This is a genomic window from Tateyamaria sp. (genome assembly GCF_059783535.1).
In genome coordinates this window covers 17,362-36,680 of sequence record NZ_JBYNDP010000010.1, presented here as the reverse complement: position 1 = coordinate 36,680, position 19,319 = coordinate 17,362, and the positions used below count along the sequence as shown (strand labels likewise).

The window sequence follows — 19,319 nt, the reverse complement described above, 5'->3', positions numbered from 1 at the left end:
CCCGCAACAAGTCTGGACAGGGATAAGATGGATCCTCACTCACGGCACAAGGCCCTGATCGCACCTTTACGGCAGGCCTTGTATGACTTTGACTTGGACACCGTGCGGGCGCAGTTGCATGCCCTGTGCACGCCCGATGTCGTGTTCCGCCTCGCTTTCCCTTTCGAGACTGTGACGGGTGTGGATGCGCATGTGGACCGTTCTTACGGTGCATTGGCCAAAGCGTGGCCTGACCTTGAACGGCGGGACAGCATCGTGATCTCTGGCCCGACACCGGACGGTGCCGATTGGGTCGGCTGCGGCGGATACTACACCGGCACTTTCGCGGCCCCCTGGCTCGATGTCCCGCCGACCGGTCACATCGTCCACATGCGGTTCCACGAGTTCTACCGGTTCGAGAACGACAAGATCGTCGAGATGCAGGCCCTTTGGGATATTCCAGAGGTGATGATGCAGGCGAACGCCTGGCCGATGGTGCCGTCGTTGGGTCGGGAATGGCATGTGCCTGGCCCTGCCACCTGCGACGGTCTGGTTGAAGGGCCGCGTGATGATGCGACCAGTGAAGCATCCTGCCAACACATCATCGACATGCTGGATCATCTCAAGAAGCACCCCAGCCAGGGTGGGCCGGAAGTGATGGAAATGGAGCGGTTCTGGCACCCCAAGATGATGTGGTACGGACCAAGCGGTATCGGATCGGGGCGCGGCATCGCGGGGTTTCGCAACTGGCATCAGATTCCGTTTCTCAATGGTATGCCGGATCGCGGGAAATACGTGGACGAAATCACCTACCATTTCTTCGGTGATGGACCCTATGCCGCGGTCACTGGTTGGCCAGACATGTATCAGACCATCACCCACGATGGGTGGTTGGGCATCCCGCCCGTGAACAAACGGATCGAAATGCGCAGTCTGGACTTCTGGCGCCTTGAAAAAGGATTGATCCGAGAGAATTGGGTCATGGTCGATCTGCTGCACATGTACGACCAGATCGGTGTCGATGTTCTGGCCCGGATGCGGGAGTTCAACAAGGCGCGCGCGGGGTTCGACCCTGAAACCGGGCGGGCGCTATGACGCTGATCATCCATGGGCGCGCCACGTCGTCAAATGTGCAGGCGGTGATGTGGGGCGCCGCCGAGCTTGGGCTGACTGTTGAGCGCAAGGATGTCGGCGGTCGGTTTGGTGGCACCGAAACACAGGCTTTTCGGCGGATGAACCCGATGGGGCTGGTTCCGGTCCTGGAAGATGGCGACACGGTGATGTTCGAAAGCGCAGCGATCCTTCGGTATCTTGTGGCGCACTATGGTGCAGGTAGCCTCGTGACATCCCCACGTGATGACATGTGGGCTGAGTGGGCCAAGCATACGCTGTGTCGGTCTTTTACCGTACCGTTATTCTGGGCTTACTACCGCACCCCCGAAGCAGAGCGGGACATGGCAGCCGTGGATCACGCTTTGCGCCAGTTTGAAGCCGACCTTGCCGTGGCGATGTCGGAACGTGGGGCGCGGGCGTGGATGTCGGAAGAAACCCTCGGGCTTGCGGATATCTGGGCCGGTCACGTTCTCTATCGCTACTTCACGCTTGATCTGGATCGGCAGGTGCCTGCGGGCGCGCAAGACTACTACGACGCCTTGACGGAGCGGCCTGCGTATCGGACGCATGTGATGGTGGATTACTCTGAACTGAAAGGGAGGCTGTCGTTTTGACCGAACTGCCCCGTACCCCATCCTTTGATCTGTCCGGCAAGCGCGCGCTTGTGACGGGTGCGTCGTCCGGTATCGGCCTTGGATGCGCAGTGGCACTGGCCGAAGCAGGTGCGCACGTGGTCTGTGCTGCGCGCCGCGCCGATGCCTTGGCGGATGTGGTGGCTGCCATGACCGGCCAGGGATGGAGTGCAGAGGCTATGCCGCTCGATCAGTCGGATATCGAAGCTGTTAATGCGGCCTTTGATGCACCATACGATATCGTCTTGAACTCTGCTGGACTGGCGCGTCATGGCCCGTCGATGGAGACGCAGCCTGACGACTTTGATGCAGTGGTTGGTATCAATCTCAAAGGGGCCTATTTCCTTTCAACGGCGGCTGCGCGGGCATTGACTCGCGCAGGCAAACCAGGCTCGATTATCCACATCTCATCCCAGATGGGTCATGTGGGCGGCATCGATCGGGCCGTCTATTGTGCGACGAAGCACGGAGTCGAAGGGATGGTCAAAGCTATGGCCATCGAGTGGGGCAAAGCGGGCATCCGCATCAACACCGTCTGCCCGACGTTCGTACGCACAGCATTCACAGAGAAATCGTTTCAAGACCCCGAGCGCTATGCGTGGATCATGGACAAGATCAAGCTGCCCCGGGTGGCCGAGGTCGAAGATATCATGGGTGCGGTCCTGTTCCTGGCGTCTGATGCATCGGCGATGGTCACAGGCACGTCTATGTTGATCGATGGGGGGTGGACAGCAGACTGATGCCGGACAAGGTGACAGCACTCGATGTGGCCGCGCGGGCCGGGGTCTCCCGGTCGGCGGTTTCACGTGTGTTCACACCTGGGGCGTCAGTGTCCAAGCGCACGGCTGACAAGGTGCGGCAGGCTGCGGATGCCCTCGGCTATCGCCCCAATGTGCTTGCGCGCAGCTTGATCACTGGGCGTAGCCGCATCATCGGTCTGGTCGTCGCCTATCTGGAAAATCATTTCTACCCTGAAGCCATCGAACGGCTCAGCCGCAAACTGCAGGAGCAGGGCTACCACGTTCTTGTTTTTCTCTCTTCCAACAGTGGGGAGGAGGCGGACGAGGTCATGGCGGAATTGCTCGACTATCAGGTGGATGGCATCATTGCCGCCAGCGTGGGCATGTCCAACGATCTTACTCAGCGGTGTGAGGCCGCCGGTATTCCCATCGTTCTCTTCAACCGGGCGCAGGATGATGACCGGCTGTCGGCAGTCACCTCAGATAACTACCACGGCGGGCGCAAGCTGGCTGAGTTTCTTCTGGCGGGCGGACATAAACGCATCGCCCATATTGCGGGCTGGGAAGGCGCCTCGACCCAGCGCGACCGCGAGGCAGGGTTTGTCGCAGGGCTTCAAGCGGGCGGACAGGCTCTGGCCGCCCGCGGTGTCAGTGACTTCAACTTTGAGACGGCAAAAACCGTGGCCCGCGAGATGTTCGCTGGACCAGATCGACCGGATGCCGTGTTCTGTGCCAATGACCACATGGCCTTTGCGGTTTTGGATGTTTTGCGGTTCGAACTGGGGCTGAGTGTGCCCGGGGATGTCTCTGTCGTTGGTTATGACGATGTGACTCTCGCTGCATGGCCCAGCTATGACCTGACCACCGTGCGCCAGCCTGCAGGACAGATGGCCGAAGCCACCGTCGATATTCTGATGGATCGTCTCTCCGATCCCGACACCAAACCCCGCCGCGTCGCGCTGGACGGACCGCTGGTCCTGCGTGGGTCGGCCCGCATACCCAAAGGATGGACCGCATGAAGGGTTTTTCGAACCGGTGGAAGGATTTCCCCGATTATATCCTCGGCATCACCAAGGAGATCTGGGAAGACCGCGGCATCGCGACCCTGCATCACTATTACAGTCCCGACATCGTGGTGCGCTCGCCCGGTTCGGTGGTCATTGGCAACGAAAAGGTCATAGGCGCGACCATGGCGACGCTGGCCGAGTTTCCCGACCGCACGCTGCTGGGCGAGGATGTAATTTGGTCCGGCACACCGGAGGAGGGGATGCTGTCGTCGCATCGCATCCTGTCAACGGCGACGCATATGGCTGATGGGGTCTATGGCCAGGCGTCGGGCAAGACGCTGCAATACCGCATCATTGCCGACTGTCACGCCATCAATGATCAGATCAATGACGAGTGGTTGATCCGAGACCAAACGGCCATCGTGAACCAGATCGGGTGGGAGGCGAAGGCCTATGCCGCTGATCTGATCGAGCGTGAGGGCGGAATGGAAAAGGCGGTACGTCCGCTGTCGCCTGCAACCGACCAGCCGGGGCCGTACAAAGGGCGTGGCAATGAGAATGAGTGGGGCGCGAAATACGCCGACATCCTGACCCGGATCATGCGTGCGGACATGGCGGCCATTCCCTCTGAGTATGATCGTGCCTCGCAATCTGAATATCCCGGGGGCGTGACGGGCCATGGCGCGGACCCGGTAGATCGCTTCTGGATGGGGCTGCGTGCGTCCTTCCCAGATGCGAAGTTCACGATTGATCATCAGATCGGGCGCAATGACGACTTGATGCCGCCCCGTGCCGCCATCCGTTGGAGCCTGCATGGCAAGCATGATGGTTGGGGGTATTTCGGCGCGCCGACGGGGGCTGAGGTCTACGTGCTGGGCATCTCTCATGCCGAGTTCGGGCCATGGGGCCTGCGGCGCGAATATGCGCTCTTTGATGAAACGGCGATCTGGAAGCAGATCCTTTTGCAGACGGGGTAGCTCTGTCGTGAAGCGCTATGATGAGCTGATGTTCACGGATGCTGTGAAATCACTGCAAGAGGCAGATGGCTCCGCCGTGATGTACGCCCGCAGCTATGGCGCCCGGACCCATGCGCTGAACGCGGATGAGGTGGCGTTTATCGCCTCGCGTACCTCATTCTACATGGCGACGGTCTCCGAAACCGGCTGGCCCTACATCCAGCACCGCGGTGGACCAGCGGGGTTTCTCAAGGTGTTGGACGATCATACGCTCGCCTTTGCGGACTACCGAGGCAACAAGCAGCACATCAGCGAAGGCAATCTGGCGGGTAACGACCGGGTGTCCCTCTTCCTCATGGACTACCCGCGCAAGGCGCGGATGAAGCTGCAGGGTCGGGCCACCTTTGAACAGGCCCAAAACAACCCGGACCTTGCCGAGAAACTGGCCGTGGACGGGCAAGGTCGCGTTGAACGTCTGGTGACGATCCGCCTTGAAGCCTTTGACTGGAACTGCCCCCAGTTCATCACACCGCGCTTTGATGCGTCCGAGATCGCGCAACTGGTTGGTCCCGAAATGGACAAGCTGAATGCGCGCATTGCCGAGTTGGAAGCCGAAAATGCAGTGCTGAAAGGGCAAGGATGACCGACATCTACCGCGCTGCCGAACGCCTGATGGGGATGGAAGACGCCGACTGGCGGCGTCATTCCAATCCGCTCAGTGTCTGGACGCGGTTCACTTGCTTACCGCTTCTGGTCGCGGCGATTTATGCGCGGCAATGGATCGGGTGGTGGGCAGTGCCCTTATTCCTTTTGGCCGCGGCTTGGACCTGGGCAAATCCGCGCGCCTTTCCGCCGCCTGCCGACTTCGGCCGCTGGGGGGCGCGCGGCACGTTGGGCGAGCGCATCTTTCTTGCGCGCGACAGCTACGACATTGCGCGGCACCATGTGCGTGCAGCTCACGTGCTGACCACACTGTCGGCTCTTGGCGCGCTGCCGTTAATCTATGGCCTGATCGTGTTGAATCCGTGGGCCACTTTGCTTGGCCTGGTCGCCACCATCCTGCCCAAAGTCTGGTTCGTTGACCGCATGGTCTGGATCCATGCCGACATCACCGGAACAACACCGGGCGACCCGCTGCCCGATCCAACCCTCCCACATGAAAGGACCCAAACATGACCCCCGCCGAGATGGAGCCGCGCATCGTGCGCTATGGCGACCTCATGCCCTGCAAGACCGCGTTCATCGATGCGCACACGCCGGGCAGCGACCAGAAGGAAAACTTCACCATCATCGGCGGTGGTGTGTCGGAAAGCCCGGATCAGCATGTCCATATCTCGATCCCGCATGGGTTCAACATCGGGGCGGCGGGGCAACCGCCGAAGTGCCGCAACTCTCTTCATTCGCACCGCACGGCGGAGGTGTTCTTTGTTCTCTCGGGCCGCTGGCGCTTTTTCTGGGGTCGTTGGGGCACGGCGGGCGAGGTGGTGCTGGAAGAGGGGGATATCATCAACATCCCAACCGGTATCTTCCGCGGGTTCGAGAATATCGGCACCGACTACGGGATGATCATGGCGATCCTGGGCGGCGACGACGCAGGCGGCGGTGTCATCTGGGCCCCGCAGGTCATTGAGGATGCGACAGATCACGGGCTGGTGCTGGGTGAGAATGGCAGCCTTTATGATACGAAGAAGGGTGAAAGCCTGCCAGACGATGTCAAACCCATGCCCTTGCTGACGGATGAAGAGTTGAAGGACTATCCCGAAATGACACCCATGCAGGTCGTGGGTATGGGCGTTCGGCGCTATTGGGATATGGTGTGTCTGGCAAAGGATGCGCCCTGCAAGGTGATCGGCGAGACCGGGATCATCCGTGACAAACCGGGGTTCGAGGTGGACCTGGTCACCCGTTCAAGTGCCAAGGATACCTTGCACAGCCATGACAAGCCGTCCGTCCTTATGCCAATGCGGGGACACTGGCGGGTGGCGTGGGACGGGGGTGCTACGACGCTGGCACAGGGTGATACCATGAGTGTTCCGGAAAACCTGCCGCACAGCGTAGTACCGTCGATGACCGGCGAGGCGTCTCTTTATCACATCGTTGGCACCGACGATCCGGCCGGGCCCACATGGCTCGGCTGATCGCACTGATCCTTGTGCTCTGGTCCGGTGCGGCCATGGCGCAGGGATGGCAGCAAGTTCACGCCGCAACCGTAGAGAAAGAGATGCTGTCGCATGGGAGGGCACATTATGATCCAATGCAAACATACCATCTGTCGGGTTGGCCATGTCCTGCGGTGCACGGCAGAAGCGTATGATCGGGGAGCGCACAAATGACCGGGATCAAGGCTGACCCCGACGACATTCGCGCGGTCTATGACCGGCAGGCAGAGATCTATGATGCGCAACGGTCCCGCGCGCTGTTCGAGGCGCGCTGGCTTGCACGCTTTGCTGCCGGGCTGGCGACGGGCGCGCGGGTACTCGATCTGGGGTGCGGCACAGGTGAGCCTATTGCGCGCTGGTTCAAGGCCGAAGGGTTCTGCGTGACGGGTGTCGACTTCTCGGAGCCGATGCTGGACATCGCGCGCCGCCGTTGGCCCAACGGGGATTGGCGGCAGGTCGATATGCGGCTCCTTGATCTCGGCGAAACATTCGATGGCATTATCGGATGGAACAGTTTCTTCCACCTGACTGCAGATGCGCAACGCGATTGTATTGGGCGGATCGCTGGCCACCTTGAACCGGGCGGCATCGTGATGCTGACCGTGGGGCCGGATGCGGGTGAGGCACAAGGCACCGTTGGTGATGAACCTGTTTACCACGCCTCACTATCGCCTGCCGAATATGCCACGTGTCTTGAGGCAAACAGTTTGCGTTTGACCGGTTTTTTAGCCGAAGACCCCGAGACCAACAGTCATTCCGTTCTGATGGCCCGCAAGATTTGAAGGAGAGTACCATGCCTGTCGCCACCACCCACGTGGGTTCACTTCCCCGTACACAGAAGGTCGTCGACTTCATCTTCGCCCGCGAGCGAGAGGAGGCGTTTGATCAGGTTGCATTTGATGCCGCCATGGCCGAAGCGGTGGATGACACCGTCGCCAAACAGGTGGCGGCAGGCGTGGACATTGTCAGCGATGGCGAGACGTCCAAGATCAGCTACGCAACCTATGTCAAGGATCGCTATACCGGATTTTCCGGCGATAGCCCGCGCAATGCGCCTGCCGATCTCAAGCAATTTCCAAGTTTTCTCAAGCGATTGGCGGATGACGGCGGTACTCCGAAATACGCCCGGCCAATGTGCACGGGTGAAGTGAAGAGCAAGGGGCAGGGCGAGCTGGAAATGGACATCGCCAACCTAAAGGCGGCGATGTCGAAGCATGGGATGGAACGCGGTTTCATGAACGCCGCCTCGCCGGGCGTGATCTCGCTTTTTCTGCAAAACGACTTCTATTCAACCCGGGACGCCTATCTCGCTGCTCTCGCGGATGCGATGAAGGCGGAATATGAAACCATCGTGGGTGCCGGGTTGGACCTACAGCTCGACTGCCCCGACCTGGCCCTGTCGCGGCACATGCTGTTCAACGACCTGAGCGATGCAGAATTCCTCAAGATCGCCGATGCGCATGTCGAGGCGTTGAACCATGCGCTGGCGGATGTTCCGGCCGAGAAGGTCCGCGTACACATCTGTTGGGGCAATTACGAAGGACCGCACACCTGTGACATCGCAATGGACACGGTGTTTCCAACCTTGATGGCGACCAAGGCGCGCTATGTGCTGTTCGAAACGTCGAACCCCCGCCATGCACACGAGTGGACTGTGTTCCGCGACCGCAAGTCGGAAATTCCAGATGATAAGGTGCTGGTGCCGGGCGTTGTGGACACAACCACCAACTTTGTCGAACATCCCGAAGTGGTGCGTCAGCGTATCGAACGGTTCACCGGCATTGTTGGGCCCGACCGTGTCATTGCCGGCAGCGACTGTGGCTTTGGCACCTTTGCCGGCTTCGGTTCGGTTGATCCGGAAATTGCCTTTGCCAAGCTGACAGCGCTGTCAGAAGGCGCGGCACTGGCGAACGGGTAAACCATGGATGACGCGCTGCATGGCTTGCTAAAATCGGTCGACACACCAACAGTTTGTAACGCCATTGAAGTGGCTCAAGGCAGGCGGGGGTTCAACGCGTTCACGCGAGGTACGATGCTGGCCTCTGACCCTGACGGCGTCATGGTTGGCTACGCCCGCACCGCGCGCATCCGGGCACTGGCTCCGCCAACTGAACCTGCGGACGTGATCAAGGCGCGGCGCATAGCCTACTACAAGTACATGTCAGAAGGGGATCGCCCTTCGGTCTGTGTCGTGCAGGATCTGGACGTACCAAACGCGATTGGTGCCTATTGGGGCGAGGTGAATACGAACATCCACAAGGCCTTTGGTCTGTCCGGCACATTAACCGACGGTGTGATGCGGGACCTCGGTGATCTGGCGGATGGCTATCCTGTCGTCGCCGGTTCAATTGGGCCAAGCCACGGTTTTGTTCACGTTGTCGACTATGATCAGCCGGTACGTATCCACGGCCTCGACATTTGTCCTAGTGATCTTGTGCACGCCGACAGGCATGGTGCGGTTGTGATACCCAAAGATGTGGCGCCTAGGCTGGCAGAGGCCATCGCCACGCTTATGCGCTCCGAGACCATCGTTTTTGATTCGGTCAAAGGCAAGCGCATCAGCTTTGACGAGTTTGAAGCCGTGTGGGCCGCATTCGAAGCGGTGCGCACATGATCCGCTGGGCGGCAGCCATTGTGCTGCTATGTTGCGGGGCAATGGCACAGGCGCAAACCCTCGATCTGGACCCGCAATGGGAATATGTGGCCGATACGGTTATGGGCGGCGTCTCGAGAGGGCAGGCCACGCAAGAGGTTGTTCAGGCCCGCGACGCAACGCGTCTGTCAGGCTTGGTTTCGCTCGACAACAATGGTGGTTTCGTCCAGATCGCATTCGATCTTGCCGGGGGCGACACGTTTGATGCGAGTGCGTTTACGGGCATCGCTCTGGACGTGCTTGGCAATGGCGAAACCTACGACTTGCGCCTGCGGACCGACGCGCTGACACGGCCCTGGCAATCGTTCCGGACCGAGTTCACTGCACCTGCCAAATGGACAACAATTGAAATTCCATTCACCGCGTTCACAGCACACCGAACGGATGCGGCTTTTGATCCACGACGCCTGCGCCGCGTTGGCATCCTTGCCATCGGGCGCGAGATGGAGGCTGACATCTCGGTGTCGGCCGTGCGCTTTTATCGCTAGTCGCGCGGGGCTGGCGCACCGCCTTCGAAGTTGTTGCCCTTCTCGTAGTCGCAAGGAGCGTCTTGCATCTGCAGATGTAAACCGTCTCCAGAATATGGGTGCGCGCGGGCCAGTGCCTCATCGATCTCAATGCCCAAGCCAGGGGCGTCCGGCGGCGTTATGAACCCATGTTCGACGCGAATGCTTCCTTTGATCAATTGATCGTGGAACGGCGTTTCGATTGTCTCGCACATCAGTAGGTTCGGAATTGACGTCGCAAAATGGATGTTGGCGGCCCATTCCACGGGTCCGGCATATAGATGCGGTGCCATTTGTGCGTTGTAGACCTCGGCCATGGCCGCAACCTTCTTCATCTCCCAGATCCCTCCTGCGCGGCCCAAGGCCGGTTGCAGTATTGTGGCGGCGCCGCTGCGCAGAACTGGTGTAAACTCTGCCTTTGTTGTCAGCCGCTCACCTGTGGCAACCGGGATGCGCACGGCGCGCGCCACTTTGGCCATCTCTTCAACGGCATCCGGTGGGATTGGCTCTTCGAACCACAGTGGACTGTAGGGTTCCAGCGCCTGTCCGAGGCGAATGGCCCCGGCGGTGGTGAACTGGCCGTGAGTTCCAAACAGCAGATCGGCCCGGTCGCCTACTGCCTCGCGGATCGCCTCGCAGAACGCCACAGACTGGGAGATGTCCCGCATCCCCGGCATATGCCCGCCGCGCATGGTGTAGGGGCCAGCCGGGTCGAACTTCACCGCCGTATACCCTCGGTCAACACAGTCCAACGCCGCCTCTGCCGCCATTTCAGGAGAGGTCCAGAATGCGTCCAAGCCATGATGGGGCAGGGGATACAGGTAAGTGTAGGCGCGGATCCGGTCGTTCATTCGACCACCGAGCAGCGCCCAGACGGGTCGTCCGCGCGCCTTGCCCAAGATGTCCCAGCACGCGATCTCCAGCCCCGAGAACGCGCCCATGACGGTCAGATCAGGTCGTTGGGTAAAGCCCGAGGAATAGGCGCGTCGAAACATCAACTCGATGTTTTCTGGGTTTTCGCCGCGCATGTGCCGGTCAAACACATCCTCAATGACAGCCCGCATCGCCTCCGGCCCAACAGATGAGGCATAGCATTCACCCCATCCGACGATCCCGTCATCGGTCGTCACCTTGACGAGGATCCAATACCGCCCACCCCAGCCAGGGGCTGGAGGTGCCGTAATGATGATGTCGAGGTCCTTGAGTTTCATCCTACAGTCCCTCGTGTCTGTTCCAGTAGCTTCGGGGCAGGTAATTGGCATCTTCTCAGTGAGCGGGCAAAGCCCAGTGGGTTGGCCCCTACGACTTGTCAAACAGGATCACGTTCCGCCTTGCCTTCCCGGATTTCGTGTCGGCAATCGCTTCATTGATCTGATCCAGCGACCAGCGGCCCGATATCAAGCTGTCGAGTTGCAACCGGCCTTGCTGATACAGGTCCACCATCCATGGAATATCCCGTTGGATGACCACGTCACCCATCTTGGACCCGACCATGCCTTGTCCGATTGCGGCCAGAATGACGGGTTCGTATGTGGCCGTGTCGCCGGAATGTGGCATGCCGACCATCACAACCTTGCCACCACGGCCCAGGTATTTGGGTGCCTGCTCATATGCCGGGATGGCGCCGACGGTGACAATCACCGCCTCAGCGCCCTTCCCGCCAAGGGCCTTGTAGCTGGCGCGCCATGGCGACTTGCCCGTTGCCAGTACGCCGTGGGTTGCGCCAAAGGATTTGGCGTCTTCCAGCTTTTCTTCGGTCATGTCGATGGCGACGATGCGGCGGGCACCTGCAATGCGAGCGCCCTGAATGGCGTTCAGACCGACGCCGCCCGCACCAATGACAACCACATCCTGCCCCGCGCGCAGGCCAGCGGCGTTCACAACGGCACCGACGCCGGTGATGACCCCACACGCGATCAGACTCGCCGCCTCTTTCGAGATGTCGGCTGAAATCTTCACGAGCTGCTTCTGGTCCACCACGACCTTCTCGGCAAAGGCGCCGCAGGCCATGGCTTGATGCAGTTTGCCATCTTCTGCGGTACGGATTGGCCCCTTGTCGCCGTCATAAGGTGTCTCACACACCGTTGGTTTGCCGCTTGCGCAAGACGGGCACGTCCCACACGCTCGGATCAGCGTGACAACCACACTGTCCCCTTTCGACAGGCCCGTCACACCGGGCCCCACTGCGCTGACCACACCGGCCGCTTCGTGTCCGTAAACAGCGGGCAGGCTGCCACCCCAAGCGCCCTCTGCATAGGAAATATCGGAATGGCAAATTGCGACCGCGTCCAGCGTAACCTCGACCTCGCCCATCTCGGGGGTGCGTAGCAGGATGTCTTCGACCACAAGGGGGGCGCCAAACGCGTGGCATACAGCGGCTTTGATTTTTTGCATGTCGTCCCTTTGCCTCTCTTTCCAGAGACGGTGACGCAGCGGCGGTGCGCAGGCAAGCCGGAAAACGACCGATCTAGGGCGCAGTTGAACCACTGACGTTGTGTGAAGTCGTTGTTCCGGCTTTCCGAACAAAAACCATCAGCGCAATCGCCATCAAAACAGCAGCCAACAGGAACGGAGCGCCAGGCAAGTAGATACCCGTGTCCGGCGTTGTGAACGTGTAGAACACCGTGGTCATCAGCAGCGGGGACACGATCATGGCGAGGGCTGCAATCGACACAAGCGCTCCCTGCAACTCACCTTGCTCATCGTCGCCCACAGCTTGCGACATGATACTTTGCAAGGCCGGTGTGATGACCGCAGGCAAGGCTGCAAGTGGGGTCAGGATCAATAGCCACGTGCCAGAGCTGACAAAGCCGATGAGCAGGAACACGGCGACATCTGCGATGTGCCCATAAATAACCGCGCCGCGCTCCCCAAGAAAACGCAGCATGGGTCGGATCAATCCGCCCTGAACCACGGCCATCGAGATGCCAAATAGGCTTAGTGACACGCCCACCATGCCGGGCGACCAATCAAAACGCTCAGCCGTGTAATAGGCCCAGATCGCCGGATAGACGATGAACGCGATCTGGTAGATGAAGAACACCAGAAGGAGCGGTCCAAGACCGGGGAGTCTTCCCAGATGTTTGAATAGGCCAAATGGATTTGCGCGTGACCAGGTGAAAGAACGCCGGATCCTGTCATCAACCGTTTCTTTCAGAACGATGTAGCCGAAAATCGCATTTGCAGCGGCGAGGCCCGCCGCGGCATAGAACGGTGCACGCGTGCCATACTCCGCGAGAAACCCGCCCATGGCAGGACCCAGCACAAAGCCAATGCCAAAGGCCGCTCCGATCAGACCGAAATTAGCAGCCTTCTGCTCAGGCTTCGAGATGTCGGCCATGTAGGCGTTTGCCGTGGATTGTGTGGCGGCAGTGATGCCACCAACGATCCGGCCCAACACTAGCAGCCAGATCGTGCCGGCAACAGCCATGACCAGGTAGTCGAGCGCCAGGACAATCAGCGAAACCAGCAGTATGGGACGGCGGCCATAGCGGTCCGACAAGGCACCCAAAAGAGGTCCAAAAAGAAATTGCATAGCAGCAAAGGTGGTCGACAATACCCCGCCCCAGAGGGCTGCCGTGCCCAATCCCATGCCCTGAACCTCTTGGATCAGGTCCGGCATGACCGGCACGATCAGGCCAATGCCCATCGCGTCGATCATGACCGTCAGCAGGATAAAGATGACGGGTAACTTCACAGGGCTTTCACCCGGTTGGCAAAGGCGCGTGCGTCTGCGGGGGCCGTGCCCAGTTGGGCGGTTGGGTCAAAAAGAGTGTCGGGTAAATCCAGGTGCGCAATGCGGGCGACACTCTCCAATGACTGCTCCGATGCGACGGCTTCGGCAACAAGTGCTTTGGTGGCCGCCTGTGCGTCAGGGCGCGGCATCTGCTGTGCCAAGGCAAAGCTCAACGCCTCGGCGTGAACGCCGCCGAGGCCCTCAAACTTGGATGCCATGGCTGCCGTATTAGGTTTCCAGCTTGATACAAGCATGTCTGCGACGTTGAGCGACGCCGCGCAGCATAAGGCTGTCTGTGGCATTACCATCCATTCGGTAAACCAAGCCGCCCCGTCGCGCTGGTTCTGGTGTGCCGCGGCTGCCTGGAAGGATGACCGTAAACCCGTCATTTGATGACCAAGAGCCACCAGTGCGGACGGCCCAACTGGGTTCTGCTTCTGTGGCATGGTCGATGATGATCCTGCCGCATCCAGCGTAATTTCCTGGGCCTCAGTAGCGGCAAGGACGACGGCGGTTTGCCCCAAAGCGGATAGGGTTGCCACGATCCGTGCCATCCAATCCGCAATACGCAGGACGGGTCCACGGTCGGTGTGCCAACTCCGGCCAGGATCGCGCAGCTTCAGCGCGTCAGCCAGCTCGGCGCGTGTCTCATCTGCCTTTGGCCCCAAAGCCGATGCCGTCCCAGCCGCGCCGCTGAGCGATACCCACAAAGAGCTTTCCCGCAAGGCTGGCAATTCCTGCATCGCGTCGGCCAGGGCTTGGCCCCATTGCGCCAATACAGCTCCCCAGCTCGTAGGCGTTGCATGCTGGCCATAGGTGCGCGCGACCATGGGTGTCTCTGCGTGCATCGCGGCCTGAGCGCCCATTGCCCTGAGCATCTTGCTCAACACGTCCTGCTGAGCATTTAACGTTTGGCGCAGGCGCAGCATGAGCGCAGTGTCGATGATGTCCTGACTGGTCGCGCCCCAATGCGCATATTGCGCATGCTCCGGTGCTTCCATTGCTTTTCGGAACTCGGCCACAAGAGCAGGCACGCTAACGCCATTCTGACCCGTCGCCTCAGCAAGGCCCGCAGGATCAATTTGTACTTCCAAGGACGAGCGATGGATAAAGGCCGCACTCACTTCCGGGATGATGCCTTGCGCGCCCTGAACCTTGGCCAAGGCGCCTTCGACCAGCAGCATCGCACGTACTTCGGCACTGTCGGACCACAGTCGCCCAACCTCACCTGTCGGGAACAATTGACCATACAAGGCCGACGAAAAAACCGAAGCTGCCATAGATCAGATGTGCCCCGTCGCGCGCATAAAATCTGTCACGACGCGGGCGAATTCGTCTGGTCGTTCGACGCATGGCAAATGGCCTGCCTTGCGGATTAGATGGAATTGGCTACCGGGGATCAAATCGACCGTTTCGCGCACCAGATCGAGCGGGGTCGATCCATCTTCTGACCCTGCAATGCCCAGTGTGGGAAGGCGCAGCTTAGCCGTCGTGGCAAAGAAATCCGTGCCCGAGATCGCTGCCGAGCAGCCTGCGTATCCCGCGTCCTCCTGCCGGACCAGCATGTTGTGCCACAGCTCCAATTCAGACGTTTGGTGAAACTCCTTCGAAAACCAGCGATCCATGACCGCATCGGCCAGCGCTTCGATCCCGCCCGTTTCCACATCCTGAATGCGGTCGGCCCACATCTCTTTGGTGCCGATCTTGGCCCCGGTGTTGGACAGCACCATGGCGCGCATCAGGTCCAGCCGCTTTACCGCCAGCCCTTGAGCAACCATGCCCCCGATAGAGAGGCCCACAAACATCACGTCCTTAAAGCCCTGGAGATCCATCAACCGTTCACAGTCACTGACCAGTTGCCCCATGGAGTAGGGGGCAGGCGGGCAGGTCGACAGTCCGTGACCCCGCTTATCAAATCGCAGGATGCGCAGACCTTCGGGCAGCAAGGGCAGGATCGGATCCCACAGCCGCATGTCGGTCCCGAGCGAGTTTACGAAGACCACCGGCGCGCCATCCTCCGGACCGTCGATGCGGTAGTGCAGGCGTACGTCGCCCAAATCCGCCATGTGCATGGTGCCTAATCCTTCAGCCGCATATGCGCGATGATCTGCCCGTGATCCGAGGCGAGCTTGTTATACGGTGCCTCGGCATGGCTGCCATCGGTCAAATGATCGTTCAACACGCTGAAATAGTCCATCTGTCCGATGCTTCCCTTCGCGTCAGGTAGAAAATGGCGGGACATGTAAATCTGGTCGATGCTTTCGTACACGCCGCCAAACGCTGCCGTATACACCATGTCGCGGGACGACTTGCGGATGAACTGCTTTTCCGCCGAGTGCAGGCGCACCGCCTCAATATCTTCGCGTATTTGTGCGTCTTCTTCCTCCGAATAGCGATCACGCGGGGTTTCAGCGTCGTGGCGGAGCATCCACGCATAGTTTTTGAAAGGGTGTTCGCCGCTGATGATCTCCGAACTGACGGCATGTTCGCCATCATTGAAATCGCCCATGGCCATCACCGGGTACCCAGCTCGCAACTCCGCGATGACAGCACGGCGCAGCACCCAAGCCTCTGCCATGCGGCGCAAAGAAGCGCGCAGACCACCTAATGCCCTGCCCACCGGATCATAGCGGGTCAAATCCACTTCCGGCGGAAAGTCGGCGCCCTCAGGGCGAACAAACTCACCCAGTTTCGATTTCAAATGGCAGTTGAAAACGGTGATGACATGATTGCCGACGGGTATGCGCACCTTGAGGATCGGACGGCTCAAACGGGTCAGGCGAAAGCTGCCGCCTCCATCTGGGCCCATGGGGCCAAAGTCGATATCCACAGGTTCGGGCAAGTCCTGAATGATCTCTGGTTTACCTTCGAAACCGAAGCGCGACAGGATTGCGACACCCGGGCGACGCTGCCCCGGCCCGCCGTCGTTCACATTTGCAGCCACGGCCAATGCCGCACTGGTATAGGGGCGATAGGCCAGCTTGCGAAAAATTGCCTTGCGCCGATAGCGCTTGTTAGGGCCGGGTATGTGCTGAGCGTTGTCGGCCATGCCCTCTGCATCCGCAGCATCGATCACCTCTCGCAGGGCACCCTCTTCAAAAATCTCCTGAAATCCCACGATGTCGGCATCCATGGTCTGTACCTGCTCGGACAGCCAATCGACTTTCCAGGCGTATTCTTCGGGCGTGTACTGCTGGAACCGATAGTATTCCTGATCCGGGCCGATCAGGTTTTTGACGTTGAAGCTGGCGATTGAAAATTCAGTCATGCAAGTGTGTCCAATGCGCGTTTGAATAGGTCAGGATCCACGTTTCCGCCCGATATCGTGACGATCACGTCGTTCCCCTCTATCTGGTCCTGCCGACACAAGGCGGCAGCAAGGGCCACTGCTCCGCCGGGTTCAGCGACGACTTTCAACCGTAAAAAGGCCTGCGCAACAGCGTGCAAAGCCTCGTCCTCGCTGACGACAAGGCCGGGGCCGCACAAACGCTTCAGTATGGGAAAAGTCAGGTCGCCAGGCTGTGGTGTGATGATGGCGTCACATATGTTGCCCGAAACCGCAGAGTTCCGTTCAATCTGGCCCGAGCGCAAGGACCGCGCCACATCGTCGAACCCTTCCGGTTCCGCCGGGCGCACACGCAGACTCGGCGCTTCAGTCTCTAGCGCGAGTGCAATGCCGCTGGTCAATCCGCCGCCGCCGCAACAGACAATCACGTCAGCTGTTGTCACCCCGACAGCCGCTGCCTGTTCTGCGATCTCAAGACCAGTTGTCCCCTGGCCCGCAATCACCTGCGGCTCATCGAAGGGCTTGATCAATGTCAGACCGCGTTCCTTGGCCAGCTGCGCACCGATCGCGTCACGATCACCGGACCCACGCTCATAGAGCACCACTTCGGCGCCGAGCGCCTTGGTATTCGCAATTTTGAGTGCGGGCGCATCGCTGGGCATAACGATGACGGACGGCACACCATGCATCTGTGCCGCAAGCGCCACGCCCTGTGCGTGATTGCCACTGGAAAAAGCGATGACCCCTGCGGCCCGCGTGACCTCGTCCAATGCCGACAGTGCAGACCACGCCCCGCGGAACTTGAAGCTGCCAGTATGTTGCAGGCATTCTGGTTTGATCCAGACGCGACGGCCCGCGATCTCGTCGATGAAAGGGGAATTGAGAAGAGGGGTCTTGCGTGCGTGCCCCTCCAGCCGCGCAGCCGCTGCGCGGATCATTTCAATGTTCAAACCAACTTCTCCATCCATGCCCGTATTGCTGCCAAGGCTTCAGGTTCATCCAAAAACGGCACATGGCCGCGGCCCGGAACGTCGGCAAAGATCATATCGGGGTGACGATCTTGCATTCTTTGCGCCGTCTCTGCGCTCAACAAGTCAGATCCATCACCGCGGATTAGGGCCAGCGGCTTGCCTGCCAACGCATCAAAGAAGGGCCACAGATCCGGCATCTCTCCACCTGCTTCGACCGCATCGCGCAGGCGTGGGTCGTAAGTGATGTCGAGGCCATCTTGTGTTTCGACAAAATGCGTGTGTGCTTCCTGGATCCAGCGCTCTGTCGGAACGCCCTCAAACCCTTTCAGAACGTGAGGCAACGCAGCAACGGCTTCGGCCAAGGTGCGCGCGGCGGGGCGGCGCCCCAGATAGGCCATGATGCCAGCCAGACCTGCCGGGTCCAGCTCTGGTCCAACGTCATTCAGGACAGCGCCAAGCAGGCGATCCGGCGCAGTGGCCGCCAATCCCATAGCATTCAGCCCACCGCGTGACGTGCCAAGAATTGCGACCGCGGACAGCGACAGATGATCCAGCAGTTCCATCACATCGCGTATCTCAACCGGTAGGGTATAGTTCTGCCAGCTGTCATCCCATTGCGATTGCCCGCGCCCACGATAGTCCAGCTTGATCAGGCGACAGGGCGGAAGATGCGGTGTGATGTACTGGAAATCCTGCGTGGTGCGGGTCAGACCGGGCAGGCACAGCAGCGGTAGCCCTTCGCCATGGTCCTCAAAGTACAGAGACAGGCCATCCGACGTCTGAAACGTGCTCATATGCGGGCCAGCTCTGGAATGCCGGTCAGGTCGGTCAACATATGCTGCGGTGCCCACGGCAAACGGTCCACAGGCTCACCCGCGCGGTTTACCCAAGCCGTCGTGAACCCATAGCCGGATGCGCCTGCGGCATCCCATCCGTTTGAGGATACAAAAAGTACTTCGTTGGCAGCACATCCAAAACGTTGGCCGACAAGGTCATAGACCCGGCTGTCGGGCTTGAAGATGCCGACGCTTTCCACTGACAGGCAATCATCCAAAACATCACCGATCCCAGCCGATTGAACAGCCCCGTTCAGCATATCCGGCGACCCGTTCGACAGGATGGCAGTGTTCATTCCGGCATCCTTCAACCCATGCAGCATCGCTGGCACTTCAGGATATGCCTGCAATTCCCAGTAAAGCGCCAGCAAACGCTCGCGTAGGGCAGCATCGTCTGCCAGGCCGTTGCGCTCGAGTGCCCAATCAAGACCCTCCTGCGTGACCTGCCAGAAATCAGTGTGTGCATTGGTAATGGCGCGAAGCCATGTGTATTGAAGTTGTTTCTGCCGCCAGTGTTCGGCCACCGCAGGCCATGTGTCCGCCAACCGCGGAAAGCTTGGTTCTGCTGCGGCAATGCGTGCGGCTGCCGCCACATCAAAAAGCGTGCCGTAGGCGTCAAAAATACAAGTCGTGATAGGCATTAGTGGCACTCCCTTGTGCACAGACTGGCACGGAGGCACACGAACGAAAAGGGGCGAGGTGGGGTTTACCCTACTGCCATGGACAGGCAGTGTGTGCCATCTGT

General features: G+C 59.9%; 21 protein-coding genes. 12 read left to right on the top strand and 9 right to left on the bottom strand.

Annotation, left to right across the window (positions count from 1 at the left end; genetic code table 11):
* The first annotated feature begins 27 nt into the window (after positions 1-27).
* From AC6RA8_RS03845 to AC6RA8_RS03790, 12 genes are all read left to right on the top strand, one after another.
* Positions 28-1,074 carry an ester cyclase gene (locus AC6RA8_RS03845; RefSeq protein WP_500350806.1) on the top strand — a complete coding sequence of 349 codons (1,047 nt, stop codon included), beginning with the start codon at positions 28-30 and terminating at the stop codon, positions 1,072-1,074.
* A complete protein-coding gene (locus AC6RA8_RS03840) occupies positions 1,071-1,706 on the top strand; it encodes a glutathione S-transferase family protein (protein WP_500350805.1) in 636 nt (211 codons plus the stop codon). Before AC6RA8_RS03845 ends, AC6RA8_RS03840 begins: the two co-directional genes overlap by 4 nt.
* Positions 1,703-2,464, top strand: a complete 762-nt coding sequence (locus tag AC6RA8_RS03835) for an SDR family NAD(P)-dependent oxidoreductase (protein WP_500350804.1) — start codon at positions 1,703-1,705, stop codon at positions 2,462-2,464. Before AC6RA8_RS03840 ends, AC6RA8_RS03835 begins: the two co-directional genes overlap by 4 nt.
* A complete protein-coding gene (locus AC6RA8_RS03830; RefSeq protein ID WP_500350803.1) occupies positions 2,464-3,483 on the top strand; it encodes a LacI family DNA-binding transcriptional regulator in 1,020 nt (339 codons plus the stop codon). Before AC6RA8_RS03835 ends, AC6RA8_RS03830 begins: the two co-directional genes overlap by 1 nt.
* On the top strand, positions 3,480-4,448 hold the full coding sequence (locus AC6RA8_RS03825; RefSeq protein WP_500350802.1) for a nuclear transport factor 2 family protein: 969 nt from the start codon (positions 3,480-3,482) through the stop codon (positions 4,446-4,448). The genes AC6RA8_RS03830 and AC6RA8_RS03825 overlap by 4 nt, the downstream gene beginning before the upstream one ends.
* A 7-nt stretch (positions 4,449-4,455) precedes the next feature.
* Positions 4,456-5,070, top strand: a complete 615-nt coding sequence (locus AC6RA8_RS03820) for a pyridoxamine 5'-phosphate oxidase family protein (RefSeq protein ID WP_500350801.1) — start codon at positions 4,456-4,458, stop codon at positions 5,068-5,070.
* Positions 5,067-5,603, top strand: coding sequence for a DUF6653 family protein (locus AC6RA8_RS03815; protein ID WP_500350800.1), 537 nt, complete (start codon positions 5,067-5,069; stop codon positions 5,601-5,603). The genes AC6RA8_RS03820 and AC6RA8_RS03815 overlap by 4 nt, the downstream gene beginning before the upstream one ends.
* A complete protein-coding gene (locus tag AC6RA8_RS03810; protein WP_500350799.1) occupies positions 5,600-6,565 on the top strand; it encodes a cupin domain-containing protein in 966 nt (321 codons plus the stop codon). Before AC6RA8_RS03815 ends, AC6RA8_RS03810 begins: the two co-directional genes overlap by 4 nt.
* A gap of 191 nt (positions 6,566-6,756) precedes the next feature.
* Positions 6,757-7,368, top strand: a complete 612-nt coding sequence (locus AC6RA8_RS03805; protein WP_500350798.1) for a class I SAM-dependent DNA methyltransferase — start codon at positions 6,757-6,759, stop codon at positions 7,366-7,368.
* A gap of 11 nt (positions 7,369-7,379) precedes the next feature.
* Positions 7,380-8,504 (top strand): cobalamin-independent methionine synthase II family protein, encoded by a 1,125-nt coding sequence (locus AC6RA8_RS03800; RefSeq protein WP_500350797.1) that lies wholly within the window; start codon positions 7,380-7,382, stop codon positions 8,502-8,504.
* A gap of 3 nt (positions 8,505-8,507) precedes the next feature.
* On the top strand, positions 8,508-9,200 hold the full coding sequence (locus AC6RA8_RS03795) for an RraA family protein (protein ID WP_500350796.1): 693 nt from the start codon (positions 8,508-8,510) through the stop codon (positions 9,198-9,200).
* Entirely contained in the window at positions 9,197-9,727 is a 531-nt protein-coding gene (locus tag AC6RA8_RS03790; protein ID WP_500350795.1) for a CIA30 family protein, read from the top strand. The genes AC6RA8_RS03795 and AC6RA8_RS03790 overlap by 4 nt, the downstream gene beginning before the upstream one ends.
* Here the strand turns inward: AC6RA8_RS03790 and AC6RA8_RS03785 are convergent.
* The 9 genes from AC6RA8_RS03785 to AC6RA8_RS03745 form a co-directional block, all read right to left on the bottom strand.
* Positions 9,724-10,956 carry a mandelate racemase/muconate lactonizing enzyme family protein gene (locus AC6RA8_RS03785; RefSeq protein WP_500350794.1) on the bottom strand — a complete coding sequence of 411 codons (1,233 nt, stop codon included), beginning with the start codon at positions 10,954-10,956 and terminating at the stop codon, positions 9,724-9,726. The two genes, AC6RA8_RS03790 and AC6RA8_RS03785, sit on opposite strands and share 4 nt — an antisense overlap.
* Positions 10,957-11,044: 88 nt before the next feature.
* Positions 11,045-12,139 carry a Zn-dependent alcohol dehydrogenase gene (locus AC6RA8_RS03780; RefSeq protein WP_500350793.1) on the bottom strand — a complete coding sequence of 365 codons (1,095 nt, stop codon included), beginning with the start codon at positions 12,137-12,139 and terminating at the stop codon, positions 11,045-11,047.
* A gap of 73 nt (positions 12,140-12,212) precedes the next feature.
* Positions 12,213-13,442: a TCR/Tet family MFS transporter gene (locus tag AC6RA8_RS03775; RefSeq protein WP_500350792.1), complete on the bottom strand. Its 1,230-nt coding sequence runs from the start codon at positions 13,440-13,442 to the stop codon at positions 12,213-12,215.
* Complete coding sequence (locus AC6RA8_RS03770) at positions 13,439-14,761, bottom strand: lyase family protein (RefSeq protein ID WP_500350791.1); 1,323 nt, start codon at positions 14,759-14,761, stop codon at positions 13,439-13,441. The genes AC6RA8_RS03775 and AC6RA8_RS03770 overlap by 4 nt, the downstream gene beginning before the upstream one ends.
* A gap of 3 nt (positions 14,762-14,764) precedes the next feature.
* On the bottom strand, positions 14,765-15,553 hold the full coding sequence (pcaD, locus tag AC6RA8_RS03765; protein ID WP_500350790.1) for a 3-oxoadipate enol-lactonase: 789 nt from the start codon (positions 15,551-15,553) through the stop codon (positions 14,765-14,767).
* A gap of 5 nt (positions 15,554-15,558) precedes the next feature.
* A complete protein-coding gene (locus AC6RA8_RS03760) occupies positions 15,559-16,749 on the bottom strand; it encodes an endonuclease/exonuclease/phosphatase family protein (protein WP_500350789.1) in 1,191 nt (396 codons plus the stop codon).
* On the bottom strand, positions 16,746-17,735 hold the full coding sequence (locus AC6RA8_RS03755) for a threonine ammonia-lyase (protein ID WP_500350788.1): 990 nt from the start codon (positions 17,733-17,735) through the stop codon (positions 16,746-16,748). The genes AC6RA8_RS03760 and AC6RA8_RS03755 overlap by 4 nt, the downstream gene beginning before the upstream one ends.
* A complete protein-coding gene (locus AC6RA8_RS03750) occupies positions 17,714-18,532 on the bottom strand; it encodes an alpha/beta fold hydrolase (protein ID WP_500350787.1) in 819 nt (272 codons plus the stop codon). The genes AC6RA8_RS03755 and AC6RA8_RS03750 overlap by 22 nt, the downstream gene beginning before the upstream one ends.
* On the bottom strand, positions 18,529-19,215 hold the full coding sequence (locus AC6RA8_RS03745) for a haloacid dehalogenase type II (protein ID WP_500350786.1): 687 nt from the start codon (positions 19,213-19,215) through the stop codon (positions 18,529-18,531). The genes AC6RA8_RS03750 and AC6RA8_RS03745 overlap by 4 nt, the downstream gene beginning before the upstream one ends.
* Positions 19,216-19,319: the final 104 nt, after the last annotated feature.